The following is a 20,992-nucleotide window of genomic DNA, read 5'->3' on the forward strand; positions in this document are numbered from 1 at the left end:
AGTAACTTCCTGAGAAATTGAAACGGGAGGACACTTGATGTCTTTGTTTACAAGCTCTGCTAGCTGGGTCACTGAAGAACACCGCATGTTCGCCGAAATGGCGGATCGGTTCATGCAGGACGAACTGGTCCCCAACGAAGAACGTTGGAACGATCAAGGAATGGTGGACCGCGCATTCTGGCAAAAAGCCGGTGAGATGGGCCTTATGGCAGGATCAATCGCCGAGGAACATGGCGGCGTTGGCGGGGATCTGGGGTTTGACGCGGTCACTCTTTATGCCCAGTCGTCGCACGGCAATTGCGGCTGGGGCTATCCGATCCAGTCGATCGTGATCCACTATCTGACGGCTTATGGCAGCGAAGAGCAAAAGCAGAAATGGCTGCCGAAACTGGCCTCGGGCGAGATGGTCGGCGCGCTGGCCATGACTGAACCCGGCACCGGGTCGGACGTACAGGCGATCCGCACCACCGCAGATAAGGACGGCAATTCCTACCGCCTGAACGGGTCGAAGATCTTTATTACCAATGGCCAGTCGGCTGACCTGATCCTTGTGGCGGCCAAAACCGACAAGTCGCAAGGCTCTAAGGGTGTGTCGCTGATCGCGGTCGAGACCAAGGGCGCCGACGGTTTCCGCAAGGGGCGCAACCTCAAGAAGCTGGGCATGAAGGCCAACGACACGGCCGAGCTGTATTTTGAGGACGTCAAAGTGCCGATGACCAATCTGATTGGTCCTGAAGAGGGGCAGGGCTTTTATCAGATGATGAAGCAGCTGCCCTGGGAGCGGTTGACGATTGCTCTGATCGCTCTGGGTTCGATTGATTTCGCCATTGCCGAGACGGTGCGCTACACGCAAGAGCGTAAGGCCTTTGGTCAGCGCGTGATGGATTTTCAGAACACGCGCTTCAAGCTGGCGGAGTGCAAGACCAAAGCCGAAGTTCTACGCAGCTTCCTCAACGACTGTCTGGCTCAGTTGCAGGCGGGTACGCTAGATGCGGCCACGGCGTCGATGGCGAAATACTGGGGTAGCGAAATTCAGAATGAAATCATGGGTGAATGCCTCCAGCTCTTTGGCGGTTATGGATTCATGATGGAATACCCGATTGCGCGGCTTTACGCGGATGCGCGGGTACAGACGATCTATGGCGGCACCAATGAGATCATGAAAGAACTCATCGCTCGCTCGCTGGACAAATAAGAACGACAGGGCGCTCTCGCCCGTCGTCGACGTTTCTGGCGAAACATCTCCTCCTGTTGGGCCGGGCAGGCGCGGGCTCAGTCCACGCCTGCCCGGCCCCCTGCCGTCCGCAGGACGCAAGGCCGAAGGCCGCGCAGTTTGCTACTGTTGTTACGCGTGCTGGTTTAAGGTTTGGGTTACCCGACCTGTCCGCGTAGCCATTCAACAAAGGATTTCAACGGCTCGGATTCGGCCCTGGATTGGGGCCAGACCAAGTAGAAATCCCCCAGACTGACGCCCGGACCGTGCCAAGCGGGAACAAGACGCCCTGAGCGCAGGTCATCTTCCACAAGGTAACTCGGCAGCAGAGCCACACCCAACCCGTGAACGGTTGCCTGCCCCATGGTCGAAAACTGGTCGAACAGCATTCCGCCAAGCCCAGACACCTCTTTGCCCTGAAACGCAAACCATCTCTCCCACGCATCCGGGCGGGTTTCGAGGTGGAGCAAAGGCGCGCTGAGCAGCCAGTCGATGCGATCTGCCCGCTCTGGCAGGATCGAGGGGGCACAGACCGGCACGACATCCTCACGCATGATGGGCAGGTAATTCACGCCCCGCCAATCCCGTTGTCCAAAATGAATGGCGGCATCGAAATGCTCGACTTCGAAATCAAAGGGTCGGAGCCGTGTGTTGAGGTTCACCGTTACCTCGGGATGGCGGCGTGCAAAATCCTGAAGGCGGGGGGCCAGCCAGTGCATGCCGAAGGCGGGCAGGATCGACAGGTTCAGCGACCCGCCCTTGGGGTTTGCTTTCAACTTGACCGAAGCCTGTGCCAGTTGATGCAGCACAGTACGCGCGACCTGAACATATTCTTTGGCTGCCGGGGTCAGGTGGAGGCGCATCTGGCTGCGCTGGATCAGATCGACGCCCAGTTGTTCCTCCATTGTTTTGAGTTGGCGACTGATTGCGCTTTGTGTCAGCGAGAGTTCTTCGGCCGCCGCAGAGGCGCTGCCAAGGCGGTCCACAGCTTCGAGCGCCAGCAGGGACGGGATGGAGGGCAGGAAACGTCGGGGGGCGATCATATGATTATTCCTCATACCTTTCGGATGGATTATCACTGGCATTTCGATTGCACCAGCCTGATAGATTGATGCGTTTCAATGCGGTCTTCGGCGGCGATGATCCGGCAGAGGTCTTGCCCGCCAATCGTGGGCGCGATTATTGCTGTAACGGAAGGCCAGGCCGTTCATAGGCCACAACGGGGATCACAGCGCTCGGCAGCGCCCATGATCCGACAACAAAAGGACGGAGGCGCAGATGGATCGCGCTCAGATCGTGCATGAGAACTTCCTCAAACGCGTCACTGCGCGCGATTTTCCCGCAGGCAATGCGCCCCGGCCCGGTCTGAGCAATGCGGATGCCGTGTCGTTGTTTCGCTCGCAAGTGCTGAGCCGGGCGCTGGACCGCACCAGCCGCGCGATGCAGAAGGCGGGGCAGGGGTTCTATACCATCGGCTCATCCGGGCATGAGGGGATGGCGGCCGTGGCCCACGCGCTGCGCCCAACGGATATTGCGTTTCTGCACTATCGCGACGCCGCCTTTCAGATCGCCCGCGCAGAGCAGGTACCGGGCCAGCAGATCGCCTGGGACATGCTGCTGAGTTTTGCCTGTTCTTCCGAAGACCCCACCTCGGGCGGACGGCACAAGGTGCTGGGGTCCAAGGCGCTGACCATCCCACCGCAGACCTCGACCATTGCCAGCCAACTGCCCAAGGCGGTCGGCGCAGCTTATTCTCTGGGCGCGGCGCGGCGGCACGCACCTGAGCACCGTGAGCTGCCCGAGGACGGGATTGCCATGTGTTCTTTCGGGGATGCCTCAGCCAACCACTCGACTGCGCAGGGGGCGATCAACACGGCGGGCTGGACCAGCGTGCAAGCAACGCCGCTGCCCTTATTGTTTGTGTGTGAGGACAATGGAATCGGCATCTCGGTCAAAACGCCAAAGGGCTGGATACAGACGTCGATGGAGCATCGCCCCGGTGTTCGATATTTTCAGGCCAACGGGCTGGATATCTACGAGACCTATGCCGTCGCGCAAGAGGCCGCCGGCTATGTGCGCACCTTCCGCAAACCCGCATTCCTGCACCTGAAAACCGTACGTCTTTACGGTCATGCCGGTGCTGACGTACCGACCACCTATATGCCCAAATCCGAGGTCGAAGCGGATGAGGCCAATGACCCTTTGCTGCATTCTGTGCGCCTATTGGATCAGGCCGGGGCACTGTCTGCGGATCAGGCGCTGAAGATATACCAGGACACCTGCGCCCGCACCGATCGCATCGCAGCCGAGGCTGCCTCGCGCCCGCATCTGAGCAGCGCCGCCGAGGTGATGGCCAGCCTGATCCCGCCCAAGCGCGACTGCAAACCCACCAACGGTCCCAGCGCCGAGGCGCGCGCAGATGCGTTTGGCGGGGATATGCGAGCAATGAATGACCCTCAGCCCATGAGCCGCCTGATCAACTGGGCGCTGACCGATCTGATGCTGGAACATGGCGAAATCGTCTGCATGGGCGAGGATGTGGGCCGTAAAGGGGGCGTCTATGGCGTCACGCAAAAGCTGCAACAAAGGTTCGGGCCGGACCGGGTGATCGACACGCTGCTGGATGAGCAGTCGATTTTTGGGTTGGCAATCGGCATGGGGCACAACGGATTTGTGCCGATCCCTGAGATCCAGTTTCTCGCCTATCTGCATAATGCCGAGGATCAGATCAGGGGCGAGGCCGCAACGCTGCCGTTTTTCTCGAACGGTCAGTTTACCAACCCTATGGTCGTGCGGATTGCTGGCTTGGGCTATCAGAAGGGGTTCGGCGGGCATTTCCACAATGACAACTCGCTGGCCGTGCTGCGCGATATTCCGGGGGTGATCATCGCCTGCCCTTCGACTGGGGAAGATGCCGCGCAGATGCTGCGCGAATGCGTGCGGTTGGCGCGCGAAGAACAGCGGGTGGTGGTGTTTTTGGAACCCATTGCGCTCTATCCCATGCGAGATCTGCATGGGGCGCAGGATGGGGGCTGGATGACGACCTATCCCGCGCCGGATCGGCGGATTGCGCTAGGTGAGGTAGGTGTGCATGGCGACGGTACCGATCTGGCCATCGTGACTTATGGCAACGGGCATTACTTGTCGAAACAGGCGCTGCCCGAGTTGGAAGCGGCGGGGCTGAAGGTGCGGATTGTGGATATGCGCTGGTTGGCCCCGATGCCGATGGATGCACTGCGCGCGGCTACCAAAACATGCGCGCATGTTTTGATCGTCGACGAATGCCGCCGCACCGGCAGTCAGTCCGAGGCGTTGATGACTTTCTTCGTCGAAGAAAGTCCCGCCACCCCAATCGCCCGCGTTGTGGCCGAGGATAGTTTCATCGCCACCGGCCCCGCTTATGCCGCGCCCTTGCCGTCGAAAGACAGGATCGTTGCTGCGGCGTTGAATATGACCGGAGGCCGCGCATGACTCGGACTGCCGTCATCATCTGTCCCGGTCGGGGGACATACAACAAACCCGAATTGGGCTATCTGCATCGCCATCATGCTGACCGGATGCAGTTGTTCGCCCAATTTGATGCAATCCGCGAGGAAGCCAGGCAAGAGGCGGTCACGGCCTTGGATGGTGTAGATCGGTATACGGTCCGCACGTATTCCCGTGGCGATATCGCGTCGCCTTTGATTTACGCAGCCTCGCTGGCAGATGCGCAGGCGCTGGCGGAGGATATCGAGGTCGTTGCCGTCACCGGGAATTCGATGGGGTGGTACATCGCTTTGGCTGTGGGCGGCGCGGTCACGCCAGAAAACGGGTTCCGCGTGGTGAATACCATGGGCACGCTGATGCAGGACCACTTGATCGGTGGGCAGCTAGTGTACCCGTTCGCCCAAGAGGATTGGTCGAACGACGCCGCGCGCAAAGTCGAACTGCTGGCGGATGTCGCGCGGATTGACGCTCTGGACGGGCACGAATTGGCGCTGTCGATTGATCTGGGTGGTATGCTGGTTCTGGCGGGCAATGAGGCCGGTCTAAGCGCGTTTGAAGGCGCGCAGCCAACTGTGCAGGATCGCTTTCCCATGCGTTTAGCGAACCACGCCGCGTTTCACACTGCGCTACAAGCGCCGGTGGCTGCCGAAGGGCGGGCGCGTTTGTCTACGGACATGTTTGACCAGCCTGAACGCCCTCTGATCGATGGGCGTGGAAAAATCTGGTGGCCAGGGGCGACGGACACCCAAGCGCTGTGGGACTACACGCTGGGACATCAAGTCACCGAGACCTTTGATTTCACCCGCGCCATCCAGACAGCCGCGCGCGAGTTTGCGCCTGATCTGTTCATTGTTACCGGACCGGGGGCAACCCTGGGTGGGGCGGTGGCGCAGTCGCTGGTTCTGGCTGATTGGCGCGGGATAGGGGATAAATCCGCGTTTCAGGACAAGCAGGACGCACAGCCCTTTCTGATCGCCATGGGGCGAGAAGATCAGCGCCCGCTTGCAACCGGCTGACGCAGCCCTGATGATCCGCGCATGCGCAAGGAGCCCGATGTGAGCGACCATGACCAGTCCCTCTGGCTGAACACCTGCCGCGAGCATGTGGTCAGCACCCCTCTGACCGACGATATGACGGTTGATCTGGCCGTGGTCGGCGGCGGCTATACGGGCTGCTCTGCGGCTTTGACAGCGGTACAATCGGGGGCGTCGGTGGCTTTGCTAGAGGCGCATGAGATCGGGCATGGTGGATCGGGCCGCAATGTGGGCTTTGCCAATGCGGGGCTGTGGCTGCCACCGGACGATATCCGGGCGCATCTCGGGGCCGAGTCGGGCAACCGATTGATCGACCTTTTGGGCGCCGCGCCGGGGGATGTGTTCGACCTGATCGCGCGGCACGGGATCGATTGCGAGCCTGTCCGCAACGGCACCCTGCATTGCGCGCATTCGCGGGCGGGGTTCAAGGACTTGGAAAACCGCCATGCGCAGCTCAAGGCGGCAGGCGCGCCGGTGGAACTGTTGAGCACCGATCAGGCCGGGCAACGCACCGGCAGCGCAGCATTTCACGGGGCGCTTTTCGATCCGCGGGCGGGAACGATTCAGCCTCTGGCCTATGTGCGCGGGTTGGCCCGCGCCGCGAGTCAGGCCGGGGCGCAGGTTTTTACGGAAAGCCCGGTTTTCTCTCTGTCCCATGATGGCGATGTCTGGACCCTGACAACAGCCCAAGGCTCTGTCCGGGCGAAGGCGTTGATACAGGCCACGAATGCCTATCACCGGGGCATGCCGGATACCGCGCCCACCTATGTGCCGGTTTATTACTTTCAGTTTGCCACGGCCCCTTTGTCGGACAACCTGCGCGCCAGTATTCTGCGCGGGGGCGAAGGGGCGTGGGATACCGGGCTGATCATGACGTCTTTCCGGCTGGATCAGGACGGGCGGTTCATCATCGGCGCGATGGGGGATCTTGGTCATGCTGGAAGCAGTGCCCACACCGCGTGGGCGAAACGCAAGATAGCTGCGCTTTATCCGCAACTGGCTGATCAGCCGTTGGAGCAGGGTTGGCACGGGCGGATCGCAATGACCTCGGACCACATCCCGAAAATCGTGCGGATCGGCCCGAACGCGCTGGCGGCGCACGGGTTTTCAGGGCGCGGGATCGGGCCGGGGACTGTTTTTGGTCGCCAGATGGCCGACAGTTTGCTACGCGATGATCCCGCCCTCCTGCCCGTTCCGCCAGTTGAGGGATACCGCGAAAGCTGGACCGGGCTGCGGCGCGCATATTTTGAGACCGGTGCGGCGCTGACGCATCTCATCAAAGCCCGGTTCTAAACCGCCCCCTTCATAGTGCGGCGGCAATCCGTTCGATCCGGCCGCGCAGCCAGCGATGGGCCGGGTCATTCGCCGATCTCTGGTGCCAGACCATGTAGATCGAGACCTCCTCACACGTGAAAGGCAACGGCGCGCAATCCAGCGCCGCCAACGGCCCGCGTTTCATCAAGGCGGTGTCGGTCGAGATCAGGTCGCTGCCTTTCACAAAGGACGGGATGGCGTTGAAATGGGGCAGGGTGACGGTGGGCGGTCTGATCTGGTTTTGATCCACGCCGCGCATCACCGCGCGCGAGCTTCGACCATCGGCGAACCGCACCTCGACATGTTCGGTGCTGCAATAGACGTCCCAACTGTCCGGCGGTTTGCGCTGTGCGGCGTCATAGAAGATCATCAGCGGGCTGATGAGGATGCGTTTTTGAAAAATGTCCGGCCCGTCGGGCGGAAGCGGTGTCAACATCAACTGGCATCGGTCGCTGCGCAGAAGGTCCGGGTCCGGCACGCCCGATGGGATGAACCCCAGATGCAGGCCAATGCCTTCAGATCGCGCGGCCCGAAGCAGAGTGGGAAAGATCAACTCGCGCGGCATATCGTTGGTGGCGATCTGGATCTGCATCTGTTCGGCTTGCGGATCAAAGGGGCGGTCTTCGGTCAGGGCGCGCATCCCGTCCAGAACATGCTGAACCGGGTCTTTCAGCGCCAAGGCGCGCTCGGTCGGGGTCAGGCCCTGGCCCGAGCGCACGAATAGCGGATCGCCCAGCACCTGCCGCAGCTTAGCCAGCGTATGGCTGATGGCCGATTGCGTGACACCCAACCGGTCGGCCGCTTTCGAGACCGAGCTTTCCTCGAGTATCGTCAGAAAGACACGCAGGACCTTGCCGTCCAGATCGGTAAAATCAATATTGCTCATACTATCTATGATTATTCATGAATGGTTTTGCGGTCCATGGCGGATTAGGGAAAACTGAACCCAACAGGAGGCGCAGGATGACAATCCGCTTTTTCTCGGACAAGAACAGGCCCGTTCACATGGGCGGCTATCCGTCAGAGCGGCTGGCGCGGCAACCGAGGATGCCTGATTTGTCGGCGGTGCCGCCGATGCAGCCGCTCAGCTTTCATCGCCCTGAGCGCCCTGAGAGCATTGTCAATGCGATGGGTGAGTTTCAAGCGATGCTGGATACGATCCGGGATGGGTTCGTGAACCCGGTGGAGTCCGAGGTGCCTGCTGACTTGACCGAGCGCGCGAACCATCTGAAAGCGTTTGGCTATTTCAACGATGCTTCGATGATGGGGTGCGGGCCTCTGCCGCCCGAAGCATTGCTGGCTGAACCGCGTCGCAACCCCGATATCGACCGTCTGGCCCATGCGCTGAAGACACGGCAGACCAAGACGCTGGCCTCAGGCATCGACCTGATCATGGCCGATCTGAAGGAAAGCATGGAGGCCACGCCGCGCCCCATGGACACCCATCGCCACGCGATTGTCTTTCTGTACGAACACAACCGCGACCCGGACCCCAACGAGCCCGGCGCGGTGTGGATCATGGATGCGCAGGATCACCGCGCCTGTCTGCTAGCGACCGAGAATGCGGTGGTCGTGGCCAACTACCTGCGCGTTCTGGGCTTTGATGCGCGGGCGCATACGGTAACCTCCTCTGAGGTTGATCTGGGTAAGCTGGCCGTCGCGGCAGGGTTGTGTTCGGTCGAAGACGGAGAGCTGGTCGCTCCGTGGCTGGGTAAACGGTTCGGACTGGCTGCCGTCACAACCGAGATGGAGATCGCCCACGATCAGCCCTTGCGGTCCATGAAAGATCAGCCATGGTTCCGCACTCAGGGCCCTTCATGGTGGCTGGGCACGGGGTTCGCCAAGAACGCACTGAACCGCGATCCTTACGCCAAGCGGCGCTATGTGGACGGGGCGCATCCGTTCGAAAACCTCAAGCGGGTTGATGCGCCCACCACCTATATTGATGAGGAAAACGTGGCCCGCGTCCCCAAGCGCGCTGACATGTTTGCCCGCGCGCAGTTCGGGGATATGGGCAAGCATCTGCAAGACGGGGCCAAGGGCGGGTATTATGTACGTAAGGCCGCGCCCAGTACCGCGCAACGCCGCGCGCTGGGCGCGTTTGTGCTGTTGCAGGATGGGGAAAGCGCCGATACCGCGCCACCAACCGATGCCGCGCGCAATGCGGCGAATATCAAGGCGGCCACGTATTTTCTGGGGGTCGATGCGGTGGGTCTCAGCCCGTGTCCGGACTGGGTGTGGTATTCCCACGATGCAACGGGCGAAGAGATCACACCGCCGCACGATCAGGCCATCAGCATGATCATCGACCAGGGTTATGAGACGATGGAGGGTGCCAGCGGCGATGACTGGATCAGTGTCGCGCAGTCGATGCGCGCTTATCTGCGGTTTTCGTTACTGGGTGGAGTGATCGCGCAACAGATCCGCAATCTGGGCTATAAGGCCCGCGCGCATACGGTGATGGATGGCGAGGTGTTACAGCCGCCACTGCTGTTGTTGTCTGGGCTGGGTGAGGTCAGCCGGATCGGAGAGGTGATCCTGAACCCCTACCTCGGCCCGCGTCTGAAATCCGGCGCAGTGACGACCGATATGCCGATGGCGCATGACAAGCCGATCGATTTCGGCCTGCAGACCTTCTGCGAAAGCTGCAACAAATGCGCGCGCGAATGCCCCTCGGGTGCGATCACGGCCGGGCCGAAGCTGATGTTCAACGGCTATGAGATCTGGAAATCCGACAGCCAGAAATGCGCCACCTACCGCGTGACCACGCCGGGCGGCGCGATGTGCGGGCGCTGCATGAAAACCTGCCCGTGGAATTTGGAGGGCATCTTTAAAGAACGCCCCTTCCGCTGGGCCGCGATGAATATTCCCAAGGCCGCGCCCGCGCTGGCGCGGTTGGATGATGCCGTGGGCAATGGCGGGCTGAACGACGTCAAGAAATGGTGGTGGGATCTGGAACTGCAACCGGACGGCGCCTATCGCCCGACCGACCACCCGCTGAACCGGCGGGGCCTGCAAACCGATCTGGACCTGAAATACGAAGATCAGACTCTGGCCGTTTACCCCGCCTATCTGGCCCCGCACCCGTGGCCCTATCCGTTCGCCATGGACCGCGAGGCTGGGATCGCAGCCTATCAGGCTATGGTGACGGCCGAGGAATACAAGGCGCGCAAAGCGGCGGGTGATCTGTCGGTGATCCACCGCTATACCATCGCGGGCGATGCCCCGGTTATGCGCGTCGCACTGACCAAGGTCGACAAGATGACTGCGGATGTGACCAAGTACGAATTCTCGACGCTGAACGGTTCACCACTGCCCGAATGGACGGCGGGCGCGCATCTGGACGTGCTGGTCGCGCCGGAATTCCTGCGGCAGTACTCTATGTCCGGCGATCCAGCAGACCGCGCCACCTATCAGATCGGCGTGCTGCGTGAGGATGAGGGACGCGGTGGCTCAGCTCTGCTGCACCGCATTTTCAACGAGGGGCGCAAGGTCTTCATCTCAAAACCCATCAACCATTTCGAACTGGACGAGGGCGCAACGAAGACCTTCCTGATGGGCGGCGGGATCGGCATCACTCCGATGATCGCTTTTGCCCACCGTCTGCATGCCTTGGGCAAACCGTTCGAGTTGCACTATTCGGCCAGTACCCGTGCCGGGGCCGGGTATCTGAAGGATCTGGCAGCGATGCCTTGGGCGGATCGCGTGCACTATCATTTCTCGGACGAAGGCACGCGAGCCGATCTGGAAGCCGTCCTGTCGGGATATCAAGACGGTTGGCTCGTCTATACCTGCGGCCCCGATCGCTTCATGGACAGAGTTATGCAAGCGGCTGAGCGTCAGGGATTTCCCGACGAGGCGCGGCATCTGGAGTATTTCTCGGTCCCCGAACAGCCGGACTATGAGAATCACGCCTTCACCCTGCGGCTGGCAAAATCGGGCCGCGATCTGACTGTACCCGCCGACAAAGACGCCGCGCAGGTGATGAACGAGGCTGGCATTCACGTCGATGTGAAATGCGCCGATGGCATCTGTGGAGTTTGTAAATGCGGCGTGATTTCGGGTGAGGTGGAACACCGCGATTTCGTTTTGTCCAAAAAACAACGTGAGAGCGCTATCATCCTATGTCAAAGCCGGGCGGCACAGCCGGATGGTGTGATCGAGATCGACCTCTGAGCCAAGGTTGGGAAACGAAATTCTGAAACGCAAAAATTGGTCGCTCTGGCCATGGACGTTACGGCACGGCTGCACTAACGTCCCCAGCGAACCCTAGTGAATCCTGATCAACAGGTGCGAGGTATTTTCATGGATTATCACAGCCCCGCCAGTTTTGCCGAGGCGTCGGCTCTGGCTGCAAACGCAACGGGGGTCACCCGCTTTTTGGCCGGAGGCACGGACGTTCTGGTGCAGTTGCGCTCGGAACTGGTCACGCCCGATACGCTGATCGACATCAAAAAGATCGACGGCGTCAGCGATATAACCCGCAACGCGGACGGCAGTTGGACACTGGGTGTTGCTGCCACAGGTGCCGAGATGAGCGAGCACCCTGAGCTGGGCAGCGACTGGCCTGGCGTGGTCGAAGCGATGGACCTGATCGGATCGACCCAGGTTCAGGGTCGCGCAACGCTGACCGGAAACCTGTGCAATGGCTCTCCGGCGGCGGATTCGGTGCCTGCGATGGTTGCCGCTGGTGTGACCGTTTCTGTCACTGGCCCAGATGGAACGCGTGATGTGGCTGTCGAGGAAATCCCAACCGGACCCGGCAAGACCTCGCTGTCCAAGGGTGAGGTGATCTCGGCCGTAAACATCCCTGCGCGCGGGGACAATGCGGGTGACGCGTATCTGCGGTTCATCCCGCGCACCGAGATGGACATCGCCGTTGTTGGCGTGGGTGTCAGCCTGCGTCTGGACGGTGATACCGTGACTGAGGCCCGCGTCTCGCTGGGGGCTGTTGCTCCAACTGTCCTGCTGGTTGAAGACTGTGCCAAGGCCATCATCGGCAGCACTCTGGACGATGCTGCGCTGGACGCGCTGGCCGCTGCGGCATCGGCCGCCTGTAACCCAATCGACGACAAACGCGGCACGATCGCATTCCGCACCGAGGTCGCTGGTGTTCTGGCCAAGCGCGCCGCGAAAATCGCCTATGCCCGCGCTAAGGGAGAGAAAGCATGAGCAAGCTCCACGTAACGACCACCGTGAACGGCGATAAGGTCGATTTTCTGTGCGACCCGCGCGAAACCCTGCTGGATTGTCTGCGCGACAAGCTGAACCTGACCGGCGCGAAAGAGGGCTGCGGTACTGGCGATTGCGGCGCGTGCTCGGTCACGGTTGATGGCCGTCTGGTCTGTTCCTGCCTGATGCTGGGCGCTGAGGCCGAGGGTAAGGCCATCGAAACCGTCGAAGGTATCGCGGATGGCGACGTGCTGCATCCGCTGCAGCAGAAATTCATCGAACATGCAGCCCTGCAATGCGGCATCTGCACGCCGGGCATTCTGGTGGCGGCCAAATCGCTGCTGGAGAAAAACCCCAACCCGACCGAGGAAGAAACCCGGTACTGGCTGGCGGGTAATCTGTGCCGCTGCACCGGCTATGACAAGATCATTCGCGCCGTCATGGAAACGGCAGAAGAATTGCGGGAGGCTTCGTAATGGCTCTGGACGATCGTAAAACGGAATTCACTTTTGTTGGCACCCGTCCGAACCGCCCTGACGGGTTGGACAAGGTGACGGGCCGCGCCAAGTTCGGCGCGGATATGTCTGCGCCCGGCATGCTGCATGGCGCGATCCTGCGCTCACCTCACGCCCATGCGCGGATCGTGAAAATCGACACATCGAAGGCCGAGGCGCTGAAAGACGTCAAAGCCGTGGTGACACGCGCTGATTTCGCCGATGTGCCGTTCAAACCCGGTTTGGCGGGCGAATTCTGGAACGTGCTGGAAAACGTCATGGCGGGCGAGAAAGCTCTCTATGATGGTCATGCGGTGGCTGCGGTGGCGGCGACTTCGGCACTGGCCGCGCGGGATGCGCTGAAGCTGATCGAGGTCGAGTATGAGGTATTGCCTCATGTAACCGACGTGGACAAAGCGATGGCCGCGGATGCGCCGGTCATCCGTGAAGGTGCGGCAGATTATTCCGTGCCCGAAGGGATGCACCCCAACGTCGTGCGGTATCACGAAAGCGGTCATGGCGATGTCGACGCAGGCTTTGCCGAGGCCGATCTGGTCCTCGAAGACAGCTTTGTCACCGAAGCGACCCATCAGGGCTATATTGAGCCGCACGCCTGTCTTGGCCTGCTGGGCAATGACGGCAAAGGTGAACTTTGGTGCACCACCCAAGGCCATTGGATTGCGCAAAAGACATGTGCGGCATTGCTGGGCATCGAAACCTCGCAGCTGCGCGTTACCGCGTCCGAGATTGGCGGCGGTTTTGGCGGCAAGACCACGGTCTTCATCGAACCGGTCGCGCTGGCGCTGAGCCGCAAGGCGAACCGCCCGGTCAAGCTGGTCATGACCCGATCCGAAGTGTTCCGGGCGACGGGGCCGACGGCCTCGGCTTCGATGGACATCAAGATCGGCATGAAGAAGGACGGCACGATCACCGCCGCGCGGGGTGAGTTCCGTTTGCAAGGCGGCGCGTTCCCCGGTGCGCCGGGCGACATGACCGCCATGTGTGCCTTTGCGGCCTATAATCTGACCAACGTCAAACAGATCGGCTATGACGTGATGGCCAACCGTCCCAAGCAAGCCGCTTATCGCGCGCCGGGCGCGCCGATGGGGGCTTTTGCGGTCGAGTCGGTCATTGATGAGATGTGCAACAAGCTGGGTCTCGACCCTATCGAGGTGCGTCTGAAGAACGCCGCGCATGAGGGCACCAAGGCCAGCTATGGCCCGCGCTATGAACGCATCGGTCTGGTCGAAACGCTCGAGGCCGCCAAGGCGCATCCTCATTATTCGGCACCGTTGAAGCCGGGGCAGGGACGCGGCGTCTCCTGTGGCTTCTGGTTCAACCACGGGGGTGAAACCTCGGTAACCTTGGCGTTGTCCGAAGACGGATCAGCCCAGTTGATGGTGGGCACGCCCGACATTGGAGGCTCGCGCGCGTCGATGGCACTGATGGCGGCTGAGGTGCTGGGCATTCCATATGAGAACATCCGTGTCACCGTCGCAGACACCGCAACGCTGGGGTATAATGACGTCAGCCACGGTAGCCGGGTGACCTATGCTTCGGGTCTGGCGACGATCAAGGCGGCGCGCCATGCTGTCGAAAAACTGTGCGAACGTGCAGCGGCCAAATGGGATATCCCGGTTGAAGCCGTGAAGTGGGAAAACGGTTGCGCCGTGCCTTCGGGCCCGAACGCGGGCGACTTTGACCCGATGCCGCTGGCAGATATCACTGCCAAAATGGGACGCACCGGGGGTCCGATCTCGGGCCATTTTGAGGCGACGCCCGAAGGCGCAGGCGTGTCCTTTGGCACCCACATTGTTGACGCCGAGGTCGACCCGGAAACCGGCAAGACCACGATCACCCGCTATACGGTCATTCAGGACGCCGGTAAGGCGATCCATCCGACCTATGTCGAGGGCCAGTTCCAGGGCGGTGCCGCGCAAGGTATCGGCTGGGCGCTGAATGAGGAATATATCTATGGCGAGGATGGACGGTTGCAGAACTCGATCTTCCTTGACTATCGCATTCCGGTCGCCAGCGACCTGCCCATGATCGACACGGTGATCGTCGAAGTGCCCAACCCCGGCCACCCCTTCGGTGTGCGCGGCGTGGGTGAGACGGGCATCGTGCCGCCCTTGGCCGCCATCGCCAATGCTGTGTCCAACGCAGCTGGCGTGCGGATGAAGCAACTGCCGATGTCCCCGCCGCGCATTCTGGCGGCGCTCAAGGACAATGGTTGAGGTCCACCTCTGGTCCGGCCTCCGGTCTTTGACCGGGGGTCAGCAGGTGGTGGAGGTCGAGGCCAAAACCACCGGCGATCTGTTGCAGGAACTGATCCGGGCGCATCCGCAACTGGAAGGCCCAATCGAGGCGGGAGTGTCCATCGCCATCGACGGACGCGTCATCGCAACCGGTCTGACCGAACCGATCCCTGAAGGCAGTGAAGTTTACCTGATGCAGCGTCTGCGCGGCGGTTAGGACGGCGACCAAGGCTCGCGCCCAACCATGCGGTCGGCCTCGGCCGTGATGTCATTCATATGTTGTTCAAGGCTAAGGCGCAGGGCCTCAATCTGCTCGTCCGAGGCTTTGCGCGGCACGGTTTCCGTCCATTCCCGGCACAGAAACACGCCCTTGTTGCGCCAGGGGCGCGGCATCAGCAACCGGTCCCATGTGCCCGCCTCGCGGCCATGTTCCGCGGAAAAAGTAATCCCGAACACCCGCTTGCCTGAGGTCCTCGCCCAGACTAAAGGCACCGTGGACAACACCCTTTCCGGCCCGCGTGGACCGTCGGCGGCGATGCCGATGGAAATGCCTTGCTTCATTTTGCCGATCACTTCGCGCGACACGGCAATGTTGTTCGATTTCTTGCTGGTCATGGCGATCGTGTCCATGCCGAACAGCTTTTGCACGCGACCAACCATGCTGCCGGCTCGAGCAGACGAGGTGATGGAGCAGATGGGCCCCTTGTCCAGCGGGTAGAAATAGGGCGATTGCGCCAGCCTTTGGTGCCACAGCACCACAATGACCGGTTCGCCCTGCTCGGCCAACTGGTCCAGTTCCTCATAGCCAATACGCTGCCATTCGGTGTTGCGATTGACCAGCCGGATATACCACGCAATGCGCCGCGCAGCCCAGTTCAAAAGGGCTTCACTATCAGCGATCTTCTTGCGGATACTCACGAGCGGGGTCCTTCTGCCAAGCAAATTGTGTCTTATAGAACTCAACGCCATGCGCAACTTGTTTGTCGCATGGGTTTAGAGCGACGGAATCTGAAAAAGCCTCTTGAGTCCGCCGCGCGGCTGGCATATCTGATGCCCACCTTAGGGGTATAGCTCAGTTGGTAGAGCGACGGTCTCCAAAACCGTAGGTCGCGGGTTCGAACCCTGCTGCCCCTGCCATTTCCCAATATCGCTGACATCCACGCGCCAATTTGGGCCATTCCTTTGCATTCCGGTTTCCTCGGGCCAGCGATTGGCATAATGTCCGGCGAAACACCCAAGGACCGGATGAGGATACATGTCGCGTTTCGATGGATATTTCCTGCGGCAATTGCTGATTCTGTTCGGCTTTTTCACGCTGGTTCTGGTGGGGGTCTTCTGGATCACCCGTTCGGTCAGCCTGTTTGATCGTGTGATCAGCGGCGGTCAATCGGCGATGGTGTTTCTGGAATTCACCGCGCTGACCCTGCCGACCCTGATCCGAACGGTGATGCCCATGGCTGTGTTTGCCGCCGCCGTTTATGCCACCAACCGCCTGAGCCGCGAAAGCGAGCTGACGGTTATGTTGGCGACGGGCTCCAGCCCATGGCGTCTGGCGCGGGCAGTATTTCTGTTCGGGCTGGTGACAGGTTTGATGATGGCCGCGATCAGCGTGTTTCTGCGCCCGGCCTCGGTCGAGCAGCTTGAACAACGACAGGCCGAGGTCGCAGGCGATGTCACCGCGCAGCTTCTGAACGAGGGTGAGTTTCTACATCCCGCCAGCGGTGTGACGGTCTATATCGGACGGATTGACCTGGATGGCACACTGTACGAGGTTTTTGTCTCGGATCGCCGGGATGAGACGAGCACAGTTACCTATTCCAGCAAAACCGCCTATCTGGTCAACAACGGCAGCGGCATTCATCTGGTTATGGTGGACGGGGTGGCGTTGCGCTTGGATCAGCAGGGCAGGACCTTGTCATCGACCCTGTTCGAGGATGCTTCATACGACATATCCGAACTGGCTCATGGCAACGATATGAGCCAACGAAGTCTTGAGGCGATCCCGACCCTTGAATTGTTGGAAAACCGTCAGGCGTTGACCGCAAACGAAGGGTTCAGCGAAGGAGAGCTGGTGGATGAGCTGCACCAGCGGTTCTCATGGATTGCCATCTGCGTAGCGGTGGCGATGGCGGGATATGCAACCCTGATGCTGGGCAGCTTTTCCCGTTTTGGTTTGTGGCCGCAGATTTTTGGGGCGTTTACTATTCTCGTTTTGCTGGAAGGTGTTCGGGGGTTCGTGTCGCCTATTGTGATCGACGATCCCGCGCTGTGGGCGGTTCTCTACCTGCCCGCCGTGATCGGCATCCTCATATCCTGCCTGTTCTTGCTGATTGCGGGGCGACCACTTTTGCGGAAAAAGCCGCGAGAGAGCGATCTCGCCTGGCCGCAGGCCTAAGCCGTCCGCAATTCCTGCAGGCAATCTAGAACATCGCCAAATGCTGGGCTGTCGCGGCGCGTGACCAGATAGAGCGGCAACATCAGGTCATAGGCATCTGCAACGGGCGCAACCTGCCCAGAATGAAGGTATTCAGCGATGACATAGCGTGGGAAATACCCTAACCCACCGCGCCGCAGGACATAGCGTAGGGCCATCATGCAATTGCCCAGAAACACCGTCTGGCCCGAAGCCCGATGCGCGGTGGATCGAATGTGATTCTGATAGACCTCCCCCAGTTCCAAATTGACGAAAATCGGGTCAGTTCCGGCATCAGGGGTCTGGACCAGCACCAGTCGCTCGGGTGGCAATTCGTGAAACATGACCCGTCTGTCCGACGGTTTCTCATGGGTCAAGGCCGCGTCAAGAACATGGGTGGCTACCGCATCAACCATATTCAAGTCATGATCATAGTTGAGCGTCAACAGCAGCTGCCCCAGGTTGTCCTCATAGCGGATTGCCAGATCGACCAGCAGCGGGTCCCAGATGCTCAGTTGCGCGCCCAGGCGCAGGGCGACCCGGTTCTGCGACTGCGCGGGTAGATCGCGTGAGGCAAAGGACCAGAGCGACAGCATCTGTTCAGCATAGGGCCGGAACTGCCGCCCGAATTCGGTCAGGCCGGTCCCGCCTGCACCACGGGTGAACAGGGCTTTGCCGGTTTCATCCTCGATCAGACGAATGCGGGCGCTTACAGCGGTTTGCGTCACGTTCAGCTTGCGGGCGGCAGCGTGGAAGCCTCCGGTCTCGGCGACGCACAGAAAGGTCTCAAGGGCTTTGATTTGCATGTTGAAAGTATTTTTTGATCGAAGTGATAAAATCAATTCATTTTTTCGCTCAGCTGGAGTGGAGTAAGCTTTCGTAAACGGATCGATGAAAGGACCGCTTCCATGCTGGACAAAAGCCACAAACCCACTTGGACCAGTTTCGAAGAGGCGACAAAGGCCGATTGGGATGCCGTGATGGACTATGAAGAGGCGTACAACGCCGCTTTGCCCGACCGCATTCTGGACGCGATCCGGTCGCTGGACGAAGACTGGACGCCCTATCCGGTGAACCGCTATCAGCACTCTCTGCAGGCCGCGACGCGGGCCTATGAGGATGGGGCGGACGAAGAATTGATTGTAGCGGCCCTGATCCACGATACCGGCGATATCCTGTCGCCCTACAATCACGGTGAGCTGTCAGCGGCGATGATGAAGCCCTATGTCAGCGAGAAGACCTATTGGATTTTGAAACATCACTGTGTGTTTCAGGGCTACTACTATAACCACCACCTTGGCGGCGATCGCAACGCCCGCGACAAGTACCGCGACAGTCCTTATTGGGAGGACTGCCGCTATTTCTGCCATGAATACGATCAGAAGGCGTTCGATCCGGACTACCCGACCAAGCCGCTGGAGTTCTTCGAGCCCATGCTGCGTCGCGTATTGAACAAGGGCGAAGGGCACATGGAGCTGAACGAAACCTCGGAAAGCTAGCAGGCCGCCATCAGGCGATAGACGATCTGAGCTGCAGTGAAGTCCCAGGCGGCATTGCCGTCGGGGGCCAGTTCGACCACGTCAAAGCCCACGCATTTACGGCCTTTGAGGGCGTGTTCGACCAGCCGCAGCGCCTGATAGTATCCCAAACCGCCCGGTACGGGAGTTCCGGTGGCGGGCATCAGCGAGGGGTCTAGACCGTCCACGTCAAAGCTGACATAGACCAACTCGGGGAAGTCTTCGGGCAGGTCGACGGCGTGGATGTTGCCGGTGACCAGTTCCTCGGCGTCGACGTGGAATACGTGGTTTTTCAGACGGCTTTTGGCCTCTTCGGTCGAAAACGCGCGCACACCGAACTGCGCCAGACGGACGCCTTCTTCGGCCAGTAGATGCATGACCGAGGCGTGGGAGTGTTTCTCGCCCTGATACGCATTGCGCAAATCGGCATGGGCGTCGATTTGCACGATCCCGACGGGCTGGTTCAGCGCCCGCGCCACGCCCATCACCGCACCATAGCTGAGCGAATGTTCCCCGCCCAGTGTGACCGGCACCTTGCCAGCGCGCACCGCAGCCTCGGTGCGTTGCGCAAGGCGTTCCATCACTTCGGGCAAGGGGCCGTCGCAATCCAGCGGGTCTTCGGTGAAGATGCCTTCGACGCAGGGTTCCGCGTGGCCTGTGATGCGTTCCAGTTCATTGCTGGCCTCGATGATGGCTGCGGGACCGTTGGCGGTCCCCGATCCGTAAGACACGGTACGCTCCAGTGGCACGGGGATGACGCGGAACCGGGCGTCTTCGCTGCGCTCAGCAGCGGTCAGTTCACTGTCGAGGAAAATGCTCATGAGAGGCGGTCCTTAAAGTCGTCATAGCCGAATTGTTTGATAATCTTCAGCGCGTCCGTTTCGCTGTTCCAAAGGGCGATTGTGGGCAGGGGTACCCCGTTGAACGTGTTAGTCTTGACCATCGAGTAATGCGCCTGATCGAGGAAGGCAAAGCGCTGCCCTATCTCCAGCGGTTTGTCCCATGTGTAGTCGCCAATCACGTCACCAGCCAGACAGGAGGGGCCACCCAGACGGTAGGTATGACCTGCTTCGGCCTCGTCCATCAAGGCGGGGCGATAGGGGGCCTCGATCACGTCGGGCATGTGGCAGGTGGCCGAGATATCGATGATGGCGAGGTTCATACCATTGGTGGGCAGGTCGAGGATTTCGCCGACCAGAATACCCGCGTCCAGCGCAACGGCCTCACCGGGTTCGAGATAGATTTCCACGTTGTAGGTTTCGCGGATGGTCTTGATGAAAGCGACCAGCCCCTCGCGGTCGTAATCATCGCGAGTGATGTGGTGCCCACCGCCGAAGTTCAGCCATTTGAGCTGTTTGATGAACGGTTTGAGCTTGGGCTCGACCGCTTCCCACGTGCGTTGCAAAGGTTCGAACCCCTGTTCGCAAAGCGTGTGCATGTGCAGCCCGTCGACTCCGATCAGTGTGTCTTCGGACAATTGGTTGACGGGTGTCCCGAGGCGCGAGCAGGGCGCGCAGGGATCGTATTTGGGTATCTCGCCTTCGGAATGTTCTGGGTTGATGCGCAGGCCGACCTGAACGTTCGCGGCTTGGGCTGCTGCCAGGAAGCGGTCCTTTTGCGCGGGTGAGTTGAAGATGATGTGATCCGACAGCGATAGGATTTCGTCGATATCAGCGTCCTTGTAACCGGCGCAGAAGGTGGCGACCTCGCCGCCATATTCTTCGCGACCCAGTCGTGCTTCGTAGATGCCACTGGCGCAGGTACCGCCGAGGTGGTGGCGGATCAGAGGGGCCAGTGAGAACATCGAGAACGCCTTGAGCGCGCTGAGGACATGTGCGCCGGACCGGGTGCCGATCTCGGAGAGGATGGTCAGGTTCCGCTCGACCGCTTTTTCGTCGACCACAAAGCAAGGTGTGGGGACGCGGCTGAGGTCGAAATTGCGGAAGGCGCCGGCGTCTCCGGCTTGGGTCGTCATCATGTCGGACATGTCCGGCGTCTCCGATTGTGGTGAGGCCGGGGGCTCTGCCCGTCGCCATTGGTGCTTGAACCAATGGCGCATCAATGGCGACCCCCGAGGTACTTTTGAACAGA

At 60.5% G+C, this 20,992-nt stretch carries 17 protein-coding genes and 1 tRNA gene; 12 read left to right on the plus strand and 6 right to left on the minus strand.

The features are described 5' to 3' along the window. Positions 1-37 precede the first annotated feature (37 nt). Positions 38-1,195, plus strand: coding sequence for an acyl-CoA dehydrogenase family protein (locus tag ACR0DB_RS15445; RefSeq protein ID WP_480552017.1), 1,158 nt, complete (start codon positions 38-40; stop codon positions 1,193-1,195). A 176-nt stretch (positions 1,196-1,371) separates the two neighbouring features. On the opposite strand, the gene ACR0DB_RS15450 is transcribed toward ACR0DB_RS15445, so the two are convergent. Further along, positions 1,372-2,256: a LysR family transcriptional regulator gene (locus tag ACR0DB_RS15450; RefSeq protein ID WP_480505091.1), complete on the minus strand. Its 885-nt coding sequence runs from the start codon at positions 2,254-2,256 to the stop codon at positions 1,372-1,374. 235 nt (positions 2,257-2,491) lie between these two features. Here ACR0DB_RS15450 and ACR0DB_RS15455 point away from each other — a divergent pair, with 235 nt between their 5' ends. Genes ACR0DB_RS15455 through ACR0DB_RS15465 form a run of 3 tightly spaced genes read left to right on the plus strand, consistent with a single transcriptional unit; the run spans position 2,492 to position 7,026 of the window. After that, positions 2,492-4,684: a dehydrogenase E1 component subunit alpha/beta gene (locus tag ACR0DB_RS15455; RefSeq protein WP_480552018.1), complete on the plus strand. Its 2,193-nt coding sequence runs from the start codon at positions 2,492-2,494 to the stop codon at positions 4,682-4,684. Continuing rightward, positions 4,681-5,715 carry an ACP S-malonyltransferase gene (locus tag ACR0DB_RS15460; RefSeq protein WP_480552019.1) on the plus strand — a complete coding sequence of 345 codons (1,035 nt, stop codon included), beginning with the start codon at positions 4,681-4,683 and terminating at the stop codon, positions 5,713-5,715. The genes ACR0DB_RS15455 and ACR0DB_RS15460 overlap by 4 nt, the downstream gene beginning before the upstream one ends. A 39-nt stretch (positions 5,716-5,754) precedes the next feature. Next, entirely contained in the window at positions 5,755-7,026 is a 1,272-nt protein-coding gene (locus ACR0DB_RS15465; protein WP_480552020.1) for an NAD(P)/FAD-dependent oxidoreductase, read from the plus strand. A gap of 10 nt (positions 7,027-7,036) precedes the next feature. Here ACR0DB_RS15465 and ACR0DB_RS15470 read toward each other — a convergent pair whose 3' ends face one another. Then, positions 7,037-7,933 carry a LysR family transcriptional regulator gene (locus ACR0DB_RS15470; protein WP_480552021.1) on the minus strand — a complete coding sequence of 299 codons (897 nt, stop codon included), beginning with the start codon at positions 7,931-7,933 and terminating at the stop codon, positions 7,037-7,039. Between the two features lie 77 nt (positions 7,934-8,010). On the opposite strand from ACR0DB_RS15470, the gene ACR0DB_RS15475 reads away from it, so the two are divergent. The 5 genes from ACR0DB_RS15475 (at position 8,011) to ACR0DB_RS15495 (ending at position 15,188) form a co-directional block, all read left to right on the plus strand. After that, complete coding sequence (locus ACR0DB_RS15475) at positions 8,011-11,223, plus strand: reductive dehalogenase (RefSeq protein WP_480552022.1); 3,213 nt, start codon at positions 8,011-8,013, stop codon at positions 11,221-11,223. Positions 11,224-11,352: 129 nt separating this feature from the next. Then, positions 11,353-12,219, plus strand: a complete 867-nt coding sequence (locus ACR0DB_RS15480) for an FAD binding domain-containing protein (RefSeq protein ID WP_480552023.1) — start codon at positions 11,353-11,355, stop codon at positions 12,217-12,219. Next, entirely contained in the window at positions 12,216-12,695 is a 480-nt protein-coding gene (locus ACR0DB_RS15485) for a (2Fe-2S)-binding protein (protein ID WP_480552024.1), read from the plus strand. The genes ACR0DB_RS15480 and ACR0DB_RS15485 overlap by 4 nt, the downstream gene beginning before the upstream one ends. After that, complete coding sequence (locus ACR0DB_RS15490; RefSeq protein WP_480552025.1) at positions 12,695-14,950, plus strand: xanthine dehydrogenase family protein molybdopterin-binding subunit; 2,256 nt, start codon at positions 12,695-12,697, stop codon at positions 14,948-14,950. The genes ACR0DB_RS15485 and ACR0DB_RS15490 overlap by 1 nt, the downstream gene beginning before the upstream one ends. Continuing rightward, positions 14,943-15,188, plus strand: coding sequence for a MoaD/ThiS family protein (locus tag ACR0DB_RS15495; protein WP_170786891.1), 246 nt, complete (start codon positions 14,943-14,945; stop codon positions 15,186-15,188). Before ACR0DB_RS15490 ends, ACR0DB_RS15495 begins: the two co-directional genes overlap by 8 nt. On the opposite strand, the gene ACR0DB_RS15500 is transcribed toward ACR0DB_RS15495, so the two are convergent. Continuing rightward, positions 15,185-15,889, minus strand: a complete 705-nt coding sequence (locus tag ACR0DB_RS15500) for a lysophospholipid acyltransferase family protein (protein WP_480505104.1) — start codon at positions 15,887-15,889, stop codon at positions 15,185-15,187. The two genes, ACR0DB_RS15495 and ACR0DB_RS15500, sit on opposite strands and share 4 nt — an antisense overlap. A gap of 143 nt (positions 15,890-16,032) precedes the next feature. On the opposite strand from ACR0DB_RS15500, the gene ACR0DB_RS15505 reads away from it, so the two are divergent. Both ACR0DB_RS15505 and lptF read left to right on the plus strand, forming a co-directional pair. Next, positions 16,033-16,108 (plus strand) — tRNA-Trp (locus ACR0DB_RS15505). A gap of 118 nt (positions 16,109-16,226) precedes the next feature. Continuing rightward, on the plus strand, positions 16,227-17,366 hold the full coding sequence (gene lptF / locus ACR0DB_RS15510) for an LPS export ABC transporter permease LptF (RefSeq protein ID WP_480552026.1): 1,140 nt from the start codon (positions 16,227-16,229) through the stop codon (positions 17,364-17,366). Here lptF and ACR0DB_RS15515 read toward each other — a convergent pair. Beyond that, positions 17,363-18,190, minus strand: coding sequence for a LysR family transcriptional regulator (locus ACR0DB_RS15515; RefSeq protein WP_480552027.1), 828 nt, complete (start codon positions 18,188-18,190; stop codon positions 17,363-17,365). The genes lptF and ACR0DB_RS15515 overlap by 4 nt on opposite strands. A gap of 102 nt (positions 18,191-18,292) precedes the next feature. Here ACR0DB_RS15515 and ACR0DB_RS15520 point away from each other — a divergent pair, with 102 nt between their 5' ends. Further along, positions 18,293-18,883 carry an HD domain-containing protein gene (locus ACR0DB_RS15520; RefSeq protein WP_480552028.1) on the plus strand — a complete coding sequence of 197 codons (591 nt, stop codon included), beginning with the start codon at positions 18,293-18,295 and terminating at the stop codon, positions 18,881-18,883. On the opposite strand, the gene speB is transcribed toward ACR0DB_RS15520, so the two are convergent. Beyond that, a complete protein-coding gene (speB, locus tag ACR0DB_RS15525) occupies positions 18,880-19,722 on the minus strand; it encodes an agmatinase (protein ID WP_480552029.1) in 843 nt (280 codons plus the stop codon). The two genes, ACR0DB_RS15520 and speB, sit on opposite strands and share 4 nt — an antisense overlap. Next, the gene (gene nspC, locus ACR0DB_RS15530) at positions 19,719-20,888 is read right to left on the minus strand and encodes a carboxynorspermidine decarboxylase (RefSeq protein WP_480552030.1); all 1,170 of its coding nucleotides are present in this window, start codon (positions 20,886-20,888) and stop codon (positions 19,719-19,721) included. The genes speB and nspC overlap by 4 nt, the downstream gene beginning before the upstream one ends. Between the last annotated feature and the right edge of the window lie 104 nt (positions 20,889-20,992).

The organism is Ruegeria sp. AB6 (assembly GCF_056542685.1).